This window comes from Brevundimonas sp. Marseille-Q4549, assembly GCF_976940555.1.
The window spans coordinates 2,439,258-2,454,846 of sequence record NZ_CDRHXG010000001.1; the positions used below are offsets into that span (position 1 = coordinate 2,439,258).

Consider the following 15,589-nt stretch of genomic DNA (forward strand, 5'->3'; position numbering starts at 1 on the left):
GACGGTTTCCCCCGGGACGCCGTCAGTCCTTGTGCGGATTGAAGAAGCTCAGAACGATATAGGCCAGGCCGATGGTGGCCGGGATGCAGGCCACGCCCAGCAGTCCGTTGCCGATATCGCCCTCCCAGTGACGGCCGCTGAACTGGCTGACCAGACCAAAGGCCGCCAGGCCGATGCCGGTCGCCAGCCAGATGATTCCGCGCCGGATGTCCTTGGTGCGCGACGGCAGCGACTTCTGCACATCCTTGGTCAGGGCGTCGATCAGTTCGGGCGGCAGGGCCTGGCCCTTGTCCACCGCATGCCGCACCGTCTCCTGGATGTCCCGCTTCTCGCGATACTTCAGGAAGGTGGGCCCGAAGACGATGGCCGTGATGGTGCCGAAGACGGCGAAGATGGCGAAAAGCGGAATGAAGTCTTCCATGGCGTATGCCTTGTGATCCGTATCGGGCCGCCGTTGCAGCGCCCTTATGACCACAAGAGGCTGCGGCCCGCCCCTATGGATGCGCGCCCGGACGTGAAATCTTCGTAAGGTCCGAATTCATCCGCGCAGAACCTGCCTGGCGACGACGAGAGCAGCGCCTGTCGCCAGGACTCCCGCCGCCGCCGTAACCTCCGCACCGTTCAAAACCGACAGATCCAGATCCGCGATCATCGGGCGCAACAACCAGAGAAGGGCCGCGCCCGCCACGACCAGCGGAATGGACGCCGCCGCAGAAGCAACCGCTCGACGCCGCGCGACGCGCAATGCTGTCTCGGCCTCGAAAACAGGATCGCGCGCGGGAGCGGCGGCGGCGGCGAACAGATGCTGCAGCTTTTCTTCAGGTGTCATCCGGACCTCCCAACGTCGCCAGCAGACGCGCACGTCCCCTGGCGACGTGCGACTTTACCGTTCCGATCGGCAGGTTCAACGCCTGGGCCGCCTCGGCATGAGACCAGCCGTCTGCAACGCATAGGGCGACACAGGCGCGAACAACCGGCGACAGACCCGCCATCGCCTGCGCCAGCGCGATGCGATCTTCCGCGCTTATTCCGAGCGGCGAAACAACCTGTTGCGACCATGCGGTCTCGCGCGCCGCCGTCCTCACGCCACGGCGAATGCGGTCCTGGGTCTTGCGCCAGGCGATGCCCAACAGCCAGGCGCGCAAGCCGGAAAGCTCTCTCAGCCGGCCCAGGTTAGCCCACGCCGCCAGGAAAACCTCCTGCGCCAGATCGTCCGCATCCTCCCAGCCCCCGGCCCACATTCGCCTGAGGAAAGACCGCACCGCGCCCTGATGTCGCGCAACGATTCTGGCGAAGGCCGCATCCGAACCGTCCCGCGCGGCGCGCGCCAGTTCGGCGTCGGTCATGTCCTGCGCCCCGTCGTCAAGGCGTCGGTTTGCGCCACTGAATCACAATGGCGCAAATCAACGACCACAAGGCGACCGCCCCCATCACGAAGCCGACGATCATGAACGCACCTGATCCGCCATCCATACGCCCGTCCAGCCCCCCCCATATGAAACCGGCGCACAAGGTTCCGAACAGGCCCGCCAACAACCAATAGCGCCCAGCCACGCCGGAAGCGCTATGGCTCCACTCGCCGTTGTTCTCCGTGCGGCTCAAGGCGTCGGTCACGCCTGGCGGCGGCTCTTGTCCTTTTTCGGCATAGACCTTGAGCACGTCGAGCAGCGCCTTCTGACGGCGATACTGAAGCCACTGCACCCACCCCGTGTAGGCGAAGGCCGCCATCGGGAAGAGAATCCACCAGAATTCACGAAAGAGGTCAGCCATCGTTCTTTTCCCCTGCGGCGCGACCGTCGCTCCGCCTCTCATGGTTCAGTCGTCGCGACCCGATCCAATGGATGCGGAAGCCGAACATTTATTTCGTGGAGAGGACGGGCCCCGCATGACATCGAGGTCGGACGCCGTTTCCAACCGCGCGTCGGCGGTCTAGTGTGCCTCGAACATTGCAAGGAACACCCCATGGCCCACGTCGTCTATCGTATCGTCGAACATGACGGAGGCTGGGCCTACAAGGCGGGCGAGACCTTCTCAGAAACCTTCTCCAGTCACGACGCGGCCAAGGCGGCGGCGGTGCGCGCCGCGCGCGAGCAGCGGGTGCCGGACCAGACGGCCGCCATCGAATACGAAACCGCCGACGGACGCTGGATCACCGAAAGCGCCGACGGTCATGACCGCCCGGAAACCGAGGTCGAGGGTTGAGGTCCGGCGCATGATCGCCAGACGCGCCCTGCTATGCGCGGCGGCCGCCCTGCCGCTGGCCGCCTGCGCGACGACATCTGCGGCCCCACGGCCCGCGCGGCTGAAGCTGGTCACGTTCAACATCTGGCACAATCAGGGCGACTGGGCCGCGCGGCGTCCGCTGCTGGTCGCGGCGCTGAAGGCCCAAGACGCAGACGTCATCGCCCTGGAAGAGGTGCTGGAAGACGCCAATGTCGGTCTGGAGAATCAGGCGCGGATGCTGGCCCGTGAACTGGGCGGCTATTCCGTCGCCTTCGTCTCGACCGATCCGGCAGGGGCGCCGCGCCGTTACGGCAACGCCATCCTGACCCGTCTGCCGGTCTTGGCCGAGGACACGGTCAAGCTGGAGCCGCTGGACGACTTCCGCACCGCCCTGCGTGTCCGGGTGTCGGTCGCAGGCCGGCCCGTCGATGTGGTCGTCACCCATCTGGCCTGGCAGGAGGACGCCGGCCCGGTGCGGGCGCGTCAGATCGAGCATCTGTTGCGCTGGCTGCCGCAGGACGGCGCGCCCCTGATCGTCATGGGGGACTTCAACGCCACCCAGGACGATTCCGGCCTGGCGACCCTGACCGGCGCTCGCTTTTTCAGCACCCTGCCCCGCAACTCGGTCGCCACCACCCTGAACCCGGCCAAGGGTCATCCGAACCGCGTCATCGACCATATCTTCGCCGAGAGGGAATTCTTCGACCCGGTTGAGGCGCACGTCTTCGGGGACGTTGCGACCGGCGGCGAATACCCGTCCGACCACTTCGGCGTGGCGGCGACGGTCGAACTCAGGTGAAGGCGGCGGCGTAGGCGTCCGGTCTGAAGCCGACCAGGCGCCGGTCGCCCAGGTCCAGCACCGGCCGCTTGATCATCGACGGCTGGGCGATCATCAGGGCGATGGCCTTATCCCGGTCCAGGTTCGCCTTGTCAGTCTCGGGCAGTTTCCTGAACGTCGTGCCGGCGCGGTTCAGCACCGTCTCCCAACCGTGTTCATCGACCCACAGGCCCAGCCGCGTCGCGTCGATCCCGGCCTTCTTGTAGTCGTGGAAATCATAGGCCACGCCATGCTGGTCCAGCCAGACGCGCGCCTTCTTCACCGTGTCGCAGTTGGGGATACCGTACATCGTGATCATGAACGCCTCCTAGCCGCTCAGAACCGCTTCGTCAGCCCCACGCTGATCACCCGCCCACGCGGATCGGCGACGACGGGATCATAGCCCAGGGCGAACTGGGCCAGGGGCGGCGCCTTGTCCATAAGATTGACCACGCCCAGCGACAGGTCCACCTCCGTTCCGATCTGGCGGGTGTAGAGCAGGTCCAGCGTCGTCTGGCTGGCGATGTGCGGGTCGGTGATGCCGCTGCGGTCGTTGCGATAACCGCTGGTGTAGTGAACCAGGGCGGTCACGGCCTGCGCCCCGCCGCTCCAGCCCACGGCGAACTCCCCACGGTCGCGCGGCAGCGACCGGCCGATGTTGTTCAGATTGGTCGAGCCGACGCCCGACACCGCAGCCGATCCGGCGTCCAACCGGATGTCGTAGCGGTCCACATAGGTCCAGGTCGCCGACGCCGTAGCCCGCCCGCCCCACAGATCGCGTCCATACCGGGCCGACAGGTCGATCCCCTGCGTCTGGATCGACGAGGCGTTGACGAAGGCCAGTTGCACGAAGGTCAGGGCGCCGTTCTGCGCGCGTGTCACCTTGCGCTGGGCCTCCGTTCCGGTCAGGCCCGCCGTCGTATCGGCGCTGGCCCGGTCGATGCCCGCCTGTGCCGCTTCCTTGACCACCAGGTCGGCGTAGTCGAACCGCCAGGCGTCCAAGCCCAGTTCCAGCCCCTCGGTCGGTCGCCACTGGGCGCCGAAGGTCAGGCTTTCGGACTTCTCGGGCTTCAGCCCCGGATCGCCCGAGGTGAGGGTGTTGACGAAGACGAAGGCGCCCCGGTCGAACACCGACGGCTGCGACGCCTGGGCGCCAGACAGGGCATAGACGGACGGCGCACGGAACCCCTGCCCCCAGGACGCGCGCAGGGCCAGGGCGTCAGTGACATCCCAACGCACGGCGGCCTTGGGGCTGAATCGGCCCTGATCGCCGTCATAGGTTTCATAGCGTCCGGCCAGTTGCGCCTCGATCCGTTCGCCCAGATGCAGTCGCGCCTCGGCGAAGGCCGCCAGCGCCTGCTGGTCGCCGTCGAAATCGGGCGAATAGCCGGCGGTCAGCATTTCCCCCGCATTGACCAGATCGCTCCAGTCATGACGGAAGGCGCTGCGGCGATACTGGGCGCCCAGGGCGACATCGACCGATCCGCCGCTCCAGGCCAGGGCCTGGCCGCCTGTCGAGGCTTCGGCGGCGATCAGGCTGGCGGCGCCCCTCAGTCCCACATTACCGGTCAGGCTGTCGATCAGGGCGGCGCCGTTCGCCGTGCCCGTGCCCAGATAGGCGCTGCCGAACGGATTGAAGTAACGGCACGGCCCCACGCCGGGCGCGCCCGTCGCGGCGTCGCAGCCGGCCCCGCCCAGACCCCGCAGGGCGTTCTGAAGCGCGCCGCCGATCACGTCCGGCTTGTCATAGGCGACGTGCTGGCGGCTGGCGGTCGCCGCCAGGGTCCAGGTCCAGCCCCCGTCGAATCGCCCGTCCAGACCCGCGGCCAGACGCCAGGTGCGATAGTCGAACTGGGACCGCATGGCTCCCGCCTCCGCCCCCAGCAGGCGCCCGCGAAACAGCACGTCCTCGCCGAACGGATTGTCGGGGTGCGACGCCGGCACGGTCAGCGCCCGCGCCAGGATCGGCAGGGACGGCGTCAGCCGCGCCTCGCTCCAGGTCGAGGACCAGGCGCCTTGAATCGAAAAGGTCGTCTCTCCGCCCATCGGCCGTCGATAGTCGGCGAACAGCTGGGTCCGCGTCTCCTGCGGGACCAGATCGAAGAAGTCGGAATAGTCCAGCCGACAGAAACTGTCGGTCGGCGAATTGAGATAGGCGTCGGCGAAGGCCGGATCGCCGCACGCCGGATCGGGCGAATAGGCCCCACGACTGGGCCGGAAATAGGATCCCGGCTGCCCATAGCTGGTCACGGCCGTCCAGGCCGCACGGCCGTAACGCCGGGCCTGGGTGAAGTCGCGCTCGTCCGACCCCAGGGCCGAACGGTGGAAATGCGACGCCGCCAGCGTCAGGTCGCCGCCCAGCAGGCCGAAGCCGCCCAGAGCCTCGACCACCGTCTCCTCGGACCCGTCCGCCAGGGCGTATTTGGCGCGCGCCTCCGGCGCCGTCACGCCGCGCCGCGTGATGAAGTTCACGACGCCGGCCACCGCGTCCGACCCATAGACCGCCGAGGCGCCGTCCTTGACCACTTCGATCCGCTGGATGGCGATGGTCGGAACCAGTGAATTGACGTCCACGAAGGCGGAGCCGTCGGTCGCCACCACGGCGCTGCTGGTCCAGCGTTGTCCGTCCACCAGCACCAGGGTCGATCCCAGGCCGAGGTTGCGCAGATTGAACTGGGCCGTGCCCGAGCTTTGCGGCTGATTCAGTTGATCGACCTGAGTCTCCGAGCCCGAATTGGCCGTCACCAGGCGCGGAGCTTGCGACAGGTCGGACACGCCGGCCGCCGTCAGGACGTCTGCGCCGATGATTTCCACCGGCGCGATACGGTCGCCGCCCGCGATTCGCGACCCCGTCACCACGACATCGTCCAACCGCTCCATCGGCTTAGCCGCGCCGCCATCCTGCGCCTGAGCGGCGACGGCGCCCGTCAACCACGCCACGGCCGCCGTGCTCATCAGGATATTTCGCTGCGCCATCGAACTGCTCCCCGCCGGTAGAGCGCGGCTTCTAGCCAGCGTCGCCATTTTGCGAAAGATCAATTTTACAACTTCGCAAAATTCAACCGAACGGGCGTCCGAGAGCGGCAGAGGATCGTCGCGCGTCCTTGATCCAACGATGTAACCGGTTACGGTGGCCCAAAATACAAAACGGGTTCAGGAAACAGGAAGCATGGCGAACGTTCGTCTGGTCGACGTGAAGAAGGCGTTCGGCGCCGTCCCGGTGCTGAAGGGCGTCGATCTGGAGATCGCCGACGGCGAGTTCATCGTCTTCGTCGGCCCTTCGGGCTGCGGCAAGTCCACCCTGCTGCGCACCATCGCCGGTCTGGAAGAGGCCACGACGGGTCAGGTCTGGATCGGCGACCGCATGGTCAACGACCTGTCCCCGGCGGATCGGGGCATCGCCATGGTGTTCCAGTCCTATGCGCTCTATCCGCACATGACGGCCTATCAAAACATGGCGTTCGGCCTGAGCCTGGCCAAGACCGACAAGGCCGAGATCGACCGCCGCGTCCGGGCCGCCGCCGAGGCGCTCAGCATCACCGACTATCTGGACCGCAAGCCCAAGGCCATGTCGGGCGGTCAGCGCCAGCGCGTCGCCATCGGCCGCGCCATCGTGCGCGAGCCCGATGTCTTCCTGTTCGACGAGCCCCTGTCCAATCTGGACGCCGCCCTGCGGGTGCGGATGCGCTACGAATTCGCACGGCTGCACGCCGAACTGAAGACCACCATGATCTACGTCACCCACGACCAGGTCGAGGCCATGACCCTGGCCGACCGGATCGTGGTGCTGAACGGCGGGCGGATCGAACAGGTCGGGGCGCCGATGGACCTGTACGAACACCCGGCCAACCTGTTCGTCGCCGGCTTCATCGGCAGCCCCAAGATGAACCTGCTGGACGTCACCATCGTGGAAGCGTCGGCGACCGGCGCGGTGGTGCAGATCGACGGGGGCCAAACCTTGCGGGTCGCCGTGGACGCCGCCTCGGCCCGCCCTGGCGACAAGGCGACACTGGGCGTGCGGCCTGAACACCTGGCCCTGTCGGGCGACGGCGATACGCTGCAGGCGCAGGTCATGTTCGTGGAGACCCTGGGCGCCGCCGCCCTGGCCCACCTGACCCACCCTGCCGCCTCGGACACCCTGACGGTCCAGGCCCCGGCCGACCTGAAGGCCCGGCCAGGCCAGCCGCTGACGCTGCATGTGCCCGCCGCCCAGGCCCATCTGTTCGATGCAGCCGGCCAGGCTTTCCGCCGGCTCTAGCGGCTCCTGGGCTTGCGCAGTTTCTTCTCGGCGGCCTTTTTCAGCGCCACGTCCAGCGACCGCCGCGCCCAGGCCGTCGCCGTCTCCGCGTCGTCCAGCGCCGCCCCCGGCAGGGACCAGAAACCCAGGCTGACCGACGCGCCCGCCTTGGTCGAATAGGTGAAGGGATGCGCACCCTCCGCTTCCAGAGCGGCCGCAAGAACCTCATCGGCCTTCAGCCAGATCACGCCGTCATCCAGCACGGCGAACATGACGCCCGCGGCATAGACCCCGGCCCCGCCGAACATCCGCTTGATCTCCAGTCGGCCCAGCGCATGGAAATGCTCGCGCACCCATTCGCCGAACTCGGCGTCGTAAGCCATCTCAGGCGCTGGCGGCCGGAACGATGGTCACGCTCTCGCCGCAGCCGCAGGCGTCGGTCTGGTTGGGATTGTTGAACACGAACTTGGAGGCCAGCCGCGTCGTCTCGTAATCGATCTCGGTGCCGATCAGGAACAGTACGGCCTTGGGCTCGATCAGGATGGTCACGCCCTTGTCTTCGACCACCTCGTCCAGCGGCCCGATCTCGTCGGCATAGGCGAAGGTGTATTCCTGCCCCGCGCAGCCGCCGTTCTTGACCCCGATGCGCAGGCCGATATGGGCGTTCTCGGCATTGTCCAGAATCTCGCGGACCCGCTCCGCCGCCGCGTCGGTCAGGGTGACGGCCTTGGGTCGTGGGCGGCGCGGCCGGGATGTGGCTTGAAGCTCGGTCATCAGAACATATTCAAGGCCAGCTTGGCCTCGTCGCTCATCTTCGAGGAATCCCACGGCGGGTCGAACACCAGATTGGCCTTGGCGCTGCGGACCCCCTCGACCTTCTCCACCGCCGTCTCGACCCAGCCGGGCATCTCGCCCGCCACCGGACAGCCGGGCGCCGTCAGGGTCATGTCCACCACCACGTCGCGGTCGTCGTTGACGTCCACGCGATAGATCAGGCCCAGCTCATAGATGTCGACCGGGATTTCCGGGTCATAGACGGTCTTCAGCGCCTCGATCAGGTCCTCGGTCAGCTTGTCCAGCTCCCCTTGCGACAAGGCGCTTTTCTGCGGCTCGTCCCAGGCGGCCTGGAAGGCGTCGCTGTCCTGAATGGTGTTCTCTGTCATCGGCTTACACGAAGAAGTTTCGCGCCTTGATCAGCGCGTCCACGAAGGCGTCTGCATCCTCCAGGGTGTTATATAGGGCGAAGGAGGCGCGTGTGCTCGACGTCACGCCCAATCTTTTCGCCAGCGGTTCGGCGCAATGCGTCCCGGCCCGAACGGCGACGCCGTAACGGTCCATGATCTGGGCTACGTCATGGGCGTGCGCCCCCTCGACGGCAAAGGTCAGGATGGCGCCCTTGCCCTCGGCTTGCCCCAGGATCCGCAGCCAGTCCTGCCCCTGCAAGCGCTCCACGGCGTGGCGATACAGGGCGTGTTCGTGCGCCTGCACCGCCGCGCGGTCGTATTGCGCCAGCCAGTCCAGCGCCGCGCCCAGGCCGATGGCCTCCAGGATCGGCGGCGTCCCCGCTTCGAACCGATGCGGCGGCCGGGCGTAGGTGACACGGTCCAGCGTGACAGTCTCGATCATCTCGCCCCCGCCCTGATAGGGCGGCAGAGCCTCCAGCGCCTCGGCCTTGCCGTACAGGGCGCCGATGCCGGTGGGGCCGAAAAGCTTGTGGCCCGTGAGCATATAGAAGTCGCAGCCGATAGCTTGGACATCCGGCGTGGCGTGAACCGCCCCCTGACACCCGTCGATCAGCACCTGCGCCCCCGCCGCATGCGCCAGCCGCGTGATCTCCGCGACCGGGTTCACCGTCCCCAGCACGTTCGACATGTGGGTGGCGGCGACCATCCGTGTGCGCGGCCCAAGCAGCTCGGCATAGGCCGCCATGTCCAGCGACCCGTCGTCCCGGATCGGCGCCCATTTCAGCACCGCCCCATGCCGCTCGCGCAGGAAATGCCACGGCACGATGTTGGAGTGATGCTCCATCTCGGTGACGATGATCTCGTCGCCGGGCTGGATCGACAGGCCAAGGCCATGGGCCACCAGATTGATCGCCTCGGTCCCGCCCTTGGTCCAGACGACCTGTTCCGGCGTCTCGGCGTTCAGGAACCGGGCCACGATCTCGCGCGCCTTTTCGAACGCCTCGGTCGCCTCGTTCGACAGGGTATGCAGGCCGCGATGGACGTTGGCATAGCCGCCCTCCATCGTCGCGACCAGGGCGTCGATCACCGTGCGCGGCTTTTGTGCCGAGGCCGCATTGTCCAGATAGACCAGCGGCCTGCCGTTCACCGTCCGCGACAGGATCGGAACCTGCGCCCGCACGGCATGGGGGTCGAAGGTGTTCACAACCGCGCCGTCAGCCATTCCCGCGCCACCTCTCTCGCGCCTTCGTGTTCGATCCGGTCGACGACCTCGATCAGAAAGGCCTGTGTCAGCAATGCCCGCGCCTCTTCGGCCGGAATGCCCCGCTGCTGCATGTAGAACAGGGCGCTTTCGTCCAGCGCCCCCACCGTATTGCCGTGCGCGCACTGCACGTCGTCCGCATAGATGATCAGTTCCGGCTTGGCGTCGATCTCGGCCCGTTCCGAAGCGATCAGGGCATGGTGGCCCATGCGCGCATCCGTGCCGTCGGCCCCGCGCTCGACCACGATCTTGCCCTGGAAGACGCCGCGCGCAGTGTCGCGCGCCACGCCCTTGATCAGTTGGCTGGTCGTTCCGTCATGCTCGACGTGGCGCACCACGCTGGTCAGGTCGGCATGACGCGATCCGTTCAGCAGATAGAGCCCATCCGCCTGAACGTACGCGCCCTGGGCATAGTGGGTGATCCGCGTCTCGATCCGTTGCAGCCTGGCGCCGGTGGCGATGATCGTCTGGCGATAGACCCCGCCCGCCTCGACCTTCACATGGGCCTCGGCGATGGAAATGGCGTCCTCGGGCTCCTCGACCAGGACCACGCGCGTCACGTCCGCGCCCGCCGCCACATCCAGCTCCAGCCGGTTGTGCGCCACATAGGCCGAGCCCGCGCCCTCATGCGTCTCCAGCAGCAGCAGCCGCGCCCCCGCTCGCGCCGACACCCGCGCGCTGGCGGTATGGCCCGTGCCGACCGCATCCGACACATAGCGCAGCCTCAGGGTCCGCTCGCCCGAGGCGATGAAGTCGGTCACGCCCAGCGCCCGCCCGTTGGCGAAGACCACGGCCTCGCCGCCCAGGGCGTCGAACGGCCCGGGCGCCCCGACCTCGGCTGTCGGAGACGGCTCGGGCGCGGCACGAAGATACCGCTTCAGATCGCTGTATTTCCACGCCTCGTCTCGCCGAGACGGAAAGGTCTCGGCGTCCGTCAGATCGATGGCGAAGGCCGTGCTCAAGCCGCTGTCGGCAGGTATTTGTCGTACCCTTCCGCCTCCAACTGCAACGCCAGTTCCGGCCCGCCCGAGGCCACGATCCGGCCGCCCGCCAGCACATGCACCCGGTCGGGTTTGATGTAGTCCAGCAGGCGCTGATAGTGGGTGATCACCAGCATCGACCGCTCGGGGCTGCGCAGGGCGTTCACCCCCTCCGACACGATGCGCAGGGCATCGATGTCCAGGCCGGAATCCGTCTCGTCCAGGATCAGCAGCGACGGCTCCAGCAGCGCCATCTGCAGGATTTCCATCCGCTTCTTCTCACCGCCGGAGAAGCCGACGTTCAGCGGCCGCTTCAGCATGTCGAAGTCCATCTTCAGCGCCTTGGACGCCTCCCGGACCAGCTTCAGGAAGGCCGGCGCGGACACCTCTTCCTCGCCCCGCGCGCGCCGCTGCGCGTTCAACGCCGTCCGCACGAAGGTCAAGGCGGGCACGCCCGGAATCTCGATCGGATACTGGAAGGACAGGAAGACCCCCGCCGCAGCCCGCTCGGCCGGATCGAGGTCCAGCAGATCGACGCCATTCCACGACGCCGAGCCTTCCGTCACCTCATAGCCGGGCCGCCCCGACAGGCTGTAGCCCAGCGTCGACTTGCCGGCCCCGTTCGGCCCCATGACGGCGTGCACCTCGCCCGACGGCACATCGAGCGTCAGCCCCTTGAGGATCGGCTTGTCGCCGACGGAGACGTGGAGGTTGTTGATAGAAAGCATAGTTCTCACAGGTCCGAACGAGTGGACACAAAGCCGTTGTAAGCGATGATCAAAATGATCAATGCGCCGAGGACGATCTGGCCGAAGGTCTTCTGCCCATTGAAAAGCAAAGCGAGGCCGGTTGCGCCAACAGCAAGAGAGACGGCCAAACCGATCAGACCAAAACGACGGGCTTTTGGTCCCTTGGAGTAAAAGCCGGTCAGACGACGATTGAAGAAACGCTGGTGAAAGCTCGTCACCCCACGCTCCCCTCGAGACTGATCGCCACCAGCTTCTGCGCCTCGACGGCGAACTCCATCGGCAGTTCCTGCAGCACGTCGCGGACGAAGCCGTTGACCAGAAGGGCCACCGCCTCCTCTTCCGACAACCCGCGCTGCTGGGCGTAGAACAGCTGGTCGTCGGACAGGCGCGTCGTCGTCGCCTCATGCTCAAGCTGGGCCGAGCCGTTGCGGGCCTCGATATAGGGGATGGTGTGCGAGCCGCAGTCCTTGCCGATGAGCAGGCTGTCGCACTGGGTGAAGTTGCGCACGCCCGTCGCCTTCGGATGTACCGAGACCAGGCCGCGATAGGTCGAGTCCGACCGCCCCGCCGACACCGCCTTGGCGATGATCCGCGACTTCGAGTTCTTGCCCAGGTGGATCATCTTGGTGCCGGTGTCGGCCTGCTGATGTCCGTTGGTGATGGCGATGGAATAGAATTCGCCCGACGACTCCTCGCCCTTCAGGATGCAGGATGGATATTTCCAGGTCACGGCCGAACCCGTCTCCACCTGGGTCCACGACACCTTCGACCGGTCGCCCCGGCAGTCAGCGCGCTTGGTGACGAAGTTGTAGATGCCGCCCTTGCCCTCGGCGTCGCCCGGATACCAGTTCTGGACCGTCGAATATTTCACCTCGGCGTCGTCCAGCGCCACGATCTCGACCACCGCCGCGTGAAGCTGGTTCTCGTCGCGCATCGGCGCCGTGCAGCCTTCCAGATAGGAAACATAGCTGCCCTTGTCGGCGATGATCAGGGTCCGTTCGAACTGGCCCGTCTGCGACGCATTGATGCGGAAATAGGTCGACAGCTCCATCGGGCAGCGCACGCCCGGCGGGATGTAGACGAACGACCCGTCCGAAAACACCGCGCTGTTCAGGGCCGCGAAATAGTTGTCAGAGACCGGCACCACCGACCCTAGATATTGCCGCACCAAATCAGGATATTCGCGTAAAGCCTCAGAAATCGGCATGAAGATCACGCCGACCTTGGCCAGTTCCTCCTTGAAGGTCGTCACAACCGAGACGCTGTCGAACACGGCGTCCACGGCCACGCGCGGCGCGCCCTGCACCCCCGCCAGCACCTCCTGCTCCTTCAGCGGGATGCCCAGCTTCTTGTAGACCTCCAGGATCTCGGGATCGACCTCGTCCAGAGACCTGGGCCCCTCCTTCTGCTTGGGGGCCGCATAGTAGAACAGGTCCTGGTAATCGACCGGCTCGTATTTCACCGCCGCCCAGGTCGGCTCCTCCATAGCCAGCCAACGCTCATAGGCGGCGAGACGCCATTCCAGCATCCAGTCCGGCTCGCCCTTCTTCTCGGAGATGAAGCGCACGATGTCGGCGTTCAGCCCCTTGGGCGCGAACTCCTGTTCGATGTCCGAGGTGAAGCCGTGCGCGTATTTCTCCAGCGCGGCGACGGCGTCGATGGTTTCCTTGACGGCGGCCATCAGGCGACCTCTCTCACGCGCTCGGCGGCGCGCGTCTTGTGCTTGTCATAGGCGGCGACCCAGGCGTCGGCGAACCGGACCCAGTCGTTCTCAGTGGTCCCCCAACCGCCGGACACGCGCACGCCCCCGGTCGCCAGGGCGGTCAGGCCCATGGCGCTGATGGTCTTGGACGGCTTGACCTTGCCGGACGAACAGGCCGAACCCGCCGACACCATGACACCCGTGAGGTCCAGGGTGATCAGCTGCTGCGGGCTGTCCCAGCCCTCGACCGCCATGAACAGGGTGTTGGGCAGACGGGCGACCGACCCGCCGATGATGACGGCGCCCGCCGCCTTGACCCTGGCCTCGGCCGCATCGCGCCAGGCGACGTGCGATCCCATCGTCTCCAGATCGCGCGCGGCGCAGTCGGCGGCGACGCCGAAGCCCGCGATGCCCGGCACATTCTCGGTCCCGGCGCGCAGGCCCCGCTCCTGCCCCGCCCCATGCAGGATGCGGACGCCCGACACCCCTTCCTTCAGGATCAGGGCGCCGACGCCCTGCGATCCGCCCAGCTTGTGCGCCGAGAGCGTCAGGCTGTCGGCGTCCAGCGCCCGCATATCGACGGCGATCTTGCCCGCCGACTGGATGGCGTCGACGTGCAGCCAGCCGCCCGCCGCCCGCACCAGCGTCGCCGCCTCGGCGATCGGCTGGATGACGCCGCTTTCGTTGTTGGCGTGATGGATGGCCACGACCGCCCGACCCGGACCGCTCAGCGCCCCGGCCAGCCAATCCAGATCGACCACCCCGTTCGCATCGACCGGCAAAACCTCGACCGGCGCACCCGCGTTCGCCGCCGCCTCGGCCACGCAAGGATGTTCGGTCGCCGACACGATCAACCGTTCGCAACCGGCCGCCAGGGCGCTGGCGATCCCCTGGGCGTTCGCCTCCGTGCCGCCCGAGTTGAACACCACCGCCGTCGGGTCCGCCCCGACCAGTTCGCCGACCTGGGCCCGCGCCGTCTCGACCCGCGCCCGCGCCCGACGGCCGGCCGCATGGACCGCCGACGGATTGCCGTTGTCGGCCAGCGCCCGCGCCACGACGTCCAGCACTTCCGGCCGCACCAGACCCGAGGCGTTGTAATCCAGATAGACGCCGCTCATGCCGCCACCCCCACGGCTGCGCCATCGACATTGCGACGACGCTGGGCCGTGCGGTTCATCACCACGTCCTCCAGCGACACGCCCGCCAGATAGCGATGGATCTCGTCGCCCAGGTCTTCCCACAGATTATGGGTGATACAGCGTTCCCCGGCCAGCATGCAGCCCTTGGGCGAGCCATGCGCCACGCAGCGCGTCGCCCGGATCGGCTCGTCCACCGCCAGCACGATCTCCGCCACCACCGTCTCGTGCGCGCCCTTGGCCAGACGGTATCCGCCGCCGGGGCCGCGCACGCTCCTGACCAGTTCGCTCTTTCTCAGACGGGCGAACAGCTGCTCCAGATAGCTCAGCGAAATCTCCTGTCGCGCGGCGATTTCGGCCAGCGACACGGCCCGGATCTCGCCGCCCTCGCCGAGCCCGTTCTTGGCCAGATCGGCCATCGCCATCACGGCGTATCGTCCCTTGGTCGACAGACGCATTTCGCACCTTCAAAAATTGCGCGCTTTTCGGGGCTCCTGTGCTAGAACCCGCGCCTTCGCAAAGGCGGCGCGCTTGCGGAGGGACTTATAAAGTCCCACCTCTGCGGTCAAGTATTACGCACTCGCGAAATGACAGTTGAACGGATTCCAGAGCCCCTATGCCTGAAGTCATCCTGCCCGGCGCCTCCGGTCGCATCGAAGGCCGCTATTCCCCGGGCAAGCGCCCGAACGCCCCGATCGCCCTGATCCTGCACCCGCACCCCAAGGCGGGCGGGCATATGAACAACCCGGTCGCCGTCACCCTGCACCAGCTGTTCCAGCAGCGGGGCTTTGCGACCCTGCGCTACAATTCGCGCGGCGTGGGCAAGTCGCAGGGCGAGTTCGATTCGGGCATCGGCGAGCTGGCGGACGCCGCCACCGCCCTGGACTGGCTTCAGTCCAACAATCCCGGCGCCAGCCAGACCTGGGTCGCCGGCTATCAGTTCGGCGCCTATATCGGCATGCAACTTCTGATGCGCCGGCCCGAGACGGACGGCTTCATCTCGGTGTCCCCGCCGTCGAACATGTATGACTTCAGCTTCCTGGCCCCCTGCCCGGCGTCCGGCCTGTTCCTGCACGGCACGGCCGACACCATCGTCCCGCCGGTCGAGGTCGAGCGCGTGGTCAACAAGCTGCGGACCCAGAAGGGCATCGTCATCGACTACGAACTGGAAGAAGGCGCCAGCCACTTCTGGCAGGACCATATGAGCGCGGTCGAAACCCGCGTCGGCGCCTATCTGGACAAGCGGCTGGAAGAAAAGCCGGCCTGACGCCGCCTCTTCCGCCCCGTTTCCCGACGCCGC

Annotated in this window: 20 protein-coding genes; 4 read left to right on the forward strand and 16 right to left on the reverse strand. The window is 67.0% G+C overall.

Annotated elements, in window-relative coordinates; all coding sequences use genetic code 11:
• Nucleotides 1–22: 22 nt before the first annotated feature.
• The 4 genes from ACWPV3_RS12060 to ACWPV3_RS12075 all read right to left on the reverse strand — a co-directional run bounded on the left by ACWPV3_RS12060 (nucleotide 23) and on the right by ACWPV3_RS12075 (nucleotide 1,770).
• Nucleotides 23–421, reverse strand: a complete 399-nt coding sequence (locus ACWPV3_RS12060) for a DUF6249 domain-containing protein (protein WP_313453079.1) — start codon at nucleotides 419–421, stop codon at nucleotides 23–25.
• A gap of 117 nt (nucleotides 422–538) precedes the next feature.
• Entirely contained in the window at nucleotides 539–829 is a 291-nt protein-coding gene (locus tag ACWPV3_RS12065) for a hypothetical protein (RefSeq protein WP_292088564.1), read from the reverse strand.
• Nucleotides 819–1,346, reverse strand: coding sequence for an RNA polymerase sigma factor (locus ACWPV3_RS12070; RefSeq protein ID WP_313453080.1), 528 nt, complete (start codon nucleotides 1,344–1,346; stop codon nucleotides 819–821). The genes ACWPV3_RS12065 and ACWPV3_RS12070 overlap by 11 nt, the downstream gene beginning before the upstream one ends.
• Before the next feature lie 16 nt (nucleotides 1,347–1,362).
• The gene (locus ACWPV3_RS12075) at nucleotides 1,363–1,770 is read right to left on the reverse strand and encodes a hypothetical protein (protein WP_313453081.1); all 408 of its coding nucleotides are present in this window, start codon (nucleotides 1,768–1,770) and stop codon (nucleotides 1,363–1,365) included.
• 192 nt (nucleotides 1,771–1,962) lie between these two features.
• Between ACWPV3_RS12075 and ACWPV3_RS12080 the strand changes: the two genes are divergently transcribed.
• Nucleotides 1,963–2,202 carry a hypothetical protein gene (locus tag ACWPV3_RS12080; protein ID WP_292088567.1) on the forward strand — a complete coding sequence of 80 codons (240 nt, stop codon included), beginning with the start codon at nucleotides 1,963–1,965 and terminating at the stop codon, nucleotides 2,200–2,202.
• Between the two features lie 10 nt (nucleotides 2,203–2,212).
• A complete protein-coding gene (locus ACWPV3_RS12085; RefSeq protein WP_313453083.1) occupies nucleotides 2,213–3,022 on the forward strand; it encodes an endonuclease/exonuclease/phosphatase family protein in 810 nt (269 codons plus the stop codon).
• Here the strand turns inward: ACWPV3_RS12085 and ACWPV3_RS12090 are convergent.
• Both ACWPV3_RS12090 and ACWPV3_RS12095 read right to left on the reverse strand, forming a co-directional pair.
• Nucleotides 3,015–3,359, reverse strand: coding sequence for an ArsC family reductase (locus ACWPV3_RS12090; RefSeq protein WP_292088570.1), 345 nt, complete (start codon nucleotides 3,357–3,359; stop codon nucleotides 3,015–3,017). The genes ACWPV3_RS12085 and ACWPV3_RS12090 overlap by 8 nt on opposite strands.
• Before the next feature lie 17 nt (nucleotides 3,360–3,376).
• Nucleotides 3,377–6,016 (reverse strand): TonB-dependent receptor plug domain-containing protein, encoded by a 2,640-nt coding sequence (locus ACWPV3_RS12095; protein WP_453978019.1) that lies wholly within the window; start codon nucleotides 6,014–6,016, stop codon nucleotides 3,377–3,379.
• 193 nt (nucleotides 6,017–6,209) lie between these two features.
• Between ACWPV3_RS12095 and ACWPV3_RS12100 the strand changes: the two genes are divergently transcribed.
• Entirely contained in the window at nucleotides 6,210–7,298 is a 1,089-nt protein-coding gene (locus ACWPV3_RS12100) for an ABC transporter ATP-binding protein (RefSeq protein ID WP_313453086.1), read from the forward strand.
• Here ACWPV3_RS12100 and ACWPV3_RS12105 read toward each other — a convergent pair.
• The 10 genes from ACWPV3_RS12105 to ACWPV3_RS12150 are packed head-to-tail and all read right to left on the reverse strand — an operon-like array spanning nucleotide 7,295 to nucleotide 14,747.
• The gene (locus ACWPV3_RS12105) at nucleotides 7,295–7,660 is read right to left on the reverse strand and encodes a TfoX/Sxy family protein (RefSeq protein WP_453978020.1); all 366 of its coding nucleotides are present in this window, start codon (nucleotides 7,658–7,660) and stop codon (nucleotides 7,295–7,297) included. The genes ACWPV3_RS12100 and ACWPV3_RS12105 overlap by 4 nt on opposite strands.
• A gap of 1 nt (nucleotide 7,661) precedes the next feature.
• Nucleotides 7,662–8,051, reverse strand: coding sequence for a HesB/IscA family protein (locus ACWPV3_RS12110; RefSeq protein ID WP_313453088.1), 390 nt, complete (start codon nucleotides 8,049–8,051; stop codon nucleotides 7,662–7,664).
• Nucleotides 8,051–8,440: an SUF system Fe-S cluster assembly protein gene (locus ACWPV3_RS12115; protein ID WP_087120127.1), complete on the reverse strand. Its 390-nt coding sequence runs from the start codon at nucleotides 8,438–8,440 to the stop codon at nucleotides 8,051–8,053. Before ACWPV3_RS12115 ends, ACWPV3_RS12110 begins: the two co-directional genes overlap by 1 nt.
• A 4-nt stretch (nucleotides 8,441–8,444) precedes the next feature.
• The gene (locus ACWPV3_RS12120) at nucleotides 8,445–9,683 is read right to left on the reverse strand and encodes an aminotransferase class V-fold PLP-dependent enzyme (RefSeq protein WP_453978021.1); all 1,239 of its coding nucleotides are present in this window, start codon (nucleotides 9,681–9,683) and stop codon (nucleotides 8,445–8,447) included.
• Complete coding sequence (gene sufD / locus ACWPV3_RS12125; protein ID WP_453978022.1) at nucleotides 9,662–10,684, reverse strand: Fe-S cluster assembly protein SufD; 1,023 nt, start codon at nucleotides 10,682–10,684, stop codon at nucleotides 9,662–9,664. The genes ACWPV3_RS12120 and sufD overlap by 22 nt, the downstream gene beginning before the upstream one ends.
• On the reverse strand, nucleotides 10,681–11,430 hold the full coding sequence (gene sufC, locus ACWPV3_RS12130; protein WP_292088582.1) for a Fe-S cluster assembly ATPase SufC: 750 nt from the start codon (nucleotides 11,428–11,430) through the stop codon (nucleotides 10,681–10,683). Before sufC ends, sufD begins: the two co-directional genes overlap by 4 nt.
• 5 nt (nucleotides 11,431–11,435) lie before the next feature.
• On the reverse strand, nucleotides 11,436–11,669 hold the full coding sequence (locus tag ACWPV3_RS12135; protein ID WP_453978023.1) for a hypothetical protein: 234 nt from the start codon (nucleotides 11,667–11,669) through the stop codon (nucleotides 11,436–11,438).
• Complete coding sequence (sufB, locus tag ACWPV3_RS12140) at nucleotides 11,666–13,132, reverse strand: Fe-S cluster assembly protein SufB (protein WP_453978024.1); 1,467 nt, start codon at nucleotides 13,130–13,132, stop codon at nucleotides 11,666–11,668. The genes ACWPV3_RS12135 and sufB overlap by 4 nt, the downstream gene beginning before the upstream one ends.
• Complete coding sequence (locus ACWPV3_RS12145) at nucleotides 13,132–14,271, reverse strand: cysteine desulfurase family protein (protein WP_453978025.1); 1,140 nt, start codon at nucleotides 14,269–14,271, stop codon at nucleotides 13,132–13,134. The genes sufB and ACWPV3_RS12145 overlap by 1 nt, the downstream gene beginning before the upstream one ends.
• Nucleotides 14,268–14,747 (reverse strand): Rrf2 family transcriptional regulator, encoded by a 480-nt coding sequence (locus ACWPV3_RS12150; protein WP_453978026.1) that lies wholly within the window; start codon nucleotides 14,745–14,747, stop codon nucleotides 14,268–14,270. Before ACWPV3_RS12150 ends, ACWPV3_RS12145 begins: the two co-directional genes overlap by 4 nt.
• A 158-nt stretch (nucleotides 14,748–14,905) precedes the next feature.
• On the opposite strand from ACWPV3_RS12150, the gene ACWPV3_RS12155 reads away from it, so the two are divergent.
• Nucleotides 14,906–15,556, forward strand: a complete 651-nt coding sequence (locus ACWPV3_RS12155) for an alpha/beta hydrolase (protein WP_248116858.1) — start codon at nucleotides 14,906–14,908, stop codon at nucleotides 15,554–15,556.
• Nucleotides 15,557–15,589 lie beyond the last annotated feature (33 nt).

What these genes read in the sequence shown, in the direction of transcription:
- ACWPV3_RS12060 (WP_313453079.1), bottom strand. Translation starts at nt 421, where the DNA reads ATGGAAGACTTCATTCCGCTTTTCGCCATCTTCGCCGTCTTCGGCACC.
- ACWPV3_RS12065 (WP_292088564.1), bottom strand. Translation starts at nt 829, where the DNA reads ATGACACCTGAAGAAAAGCTGCAGCATCTGTTCGCCGCCGCCGCCGCT.
- ACWPV3_RS12070 (WP_313453080.1), bottom strand. Translation starts at nt 1,346, where the DNA reads ATGACCGACGCCGAACTGGCGCGCGCCGCGCGGGACGGTTCGGATGCG.
- ACWPV3_RS12075 (WP_313453081.1), bottom strand. Translation starts at nt 1,770, where the DNA reads ATGGCTGACCTCTTTCGTGAATTCTGGTGGATTCTCTTCCCGATGGCG.
- ACWPV3_RS12080 (WP_292088567.1), top strand. Translation starts at nt 1,963, where the DNA reads ATGGCCCACGTCGTCTATCGTATCGTCGAACATGACGGAGGCTGGGCC.
- ACWPV3_RS12085 (WP_313453083.1), top strand. Translation starts at nt 2,213, where the DNA reads ATGATCGCCAGACGCGCCCTGCTATGCGCGGCGGCCGCCCTGCCGCTG.
- ACWPV3_RS12090 (WP_292088570.1), bottom strand. Translation starts at nt 3,359, where the DNA reads ATGATCACGATGTACGGTATCCCCAACTGCGACACGGTGAAGAAGGCG.
- ACWPV3_RS12095 (WP_453978019.1), bottom strand. Translation starts at nt 6,016, where the DNA reads ATGGCGCAGCGAAATATCCTGATGAGCACGGCGGCCGTGGCGTGGTTG.
- ACWPV3_RS12100 (WP_313453086.1), top strand. Translation starts at nt 6,210, where the DNA reads ATGGCGAACGTTCGTCTGGTCGACGTGAAGAAGGCGTTCGGCGCCGTC.
- ACWPV3_RS12105 (WP_453978020.1), bottom strand. Translation starts at nt 7,660, where the DNA reads ATGGCTTACGACGCCGAGTTCGGCGAATGGGTGCGCGAGCATTTCCAT.
- ACWPV3_RS12110 (WP_313453088.1), bottom strand. Translation starts at nt 8,051, where the DNA reads ATGACCGAGCTTCAAGCCACATCCCGGCCGCGCCGCCCACGACCCAAG.
- ACWPV3_RS12115 (WP_087120127.1), bottom strand. Translation starts at nt 8,440, where the DNA reads ATGACAGAGAACACCATTCAGGACAGCGACGCCTTCCAGGCCGCCTGG.
- ACWPV3_RS12120 (WP_453978021.1), bottom strand. Translation starts at nt 9,683, where the DNA reads ATGGCTGACGGCGCGGTTGTGAACACCTTCGACCCCCATGCCGTGCGG.
- sufC (WP_292088582.1), bottom strand. Translation starts at nt 11,430, where the DNA reads ATGCTTTCTATCAACAACCTCCACGTCTCCGTCGGCGACAAGCCGATC.
- sufB (WP_453978024.1), bottom strand. Translation starts at nt 13,132, where the DNA reads ATGGCCGCCGTCAAGGAAACCATCGACGCCGTCGCCGCGCTGGAGAAA.
- ACWPV3_RS12145 (WP_453978025.1), bottom strand. Translation starts at nt 14,271, where the DNA reads ATGAGCGGCGTCTATCTGGATTACAACGCCTCGGGTCTGGTGCGGCCG.
- ACWPV3_RS12150 (WP_453978026.1), bottom strand. Translation starts at nt 14,747, where the DNA reads ATGCGTCTGTCGACCAAGGGACGATACGCCGTGATGGCGATGGCCGAT.
- ACWPV3_RS12155 (WP_248116858.1), top strand. Translation starts at nt 14,906, where the DNA reads ATGCCTGAAGTCATCCTGCCCGGCGCCTCCGGTCGCATCGAAGGCCGC.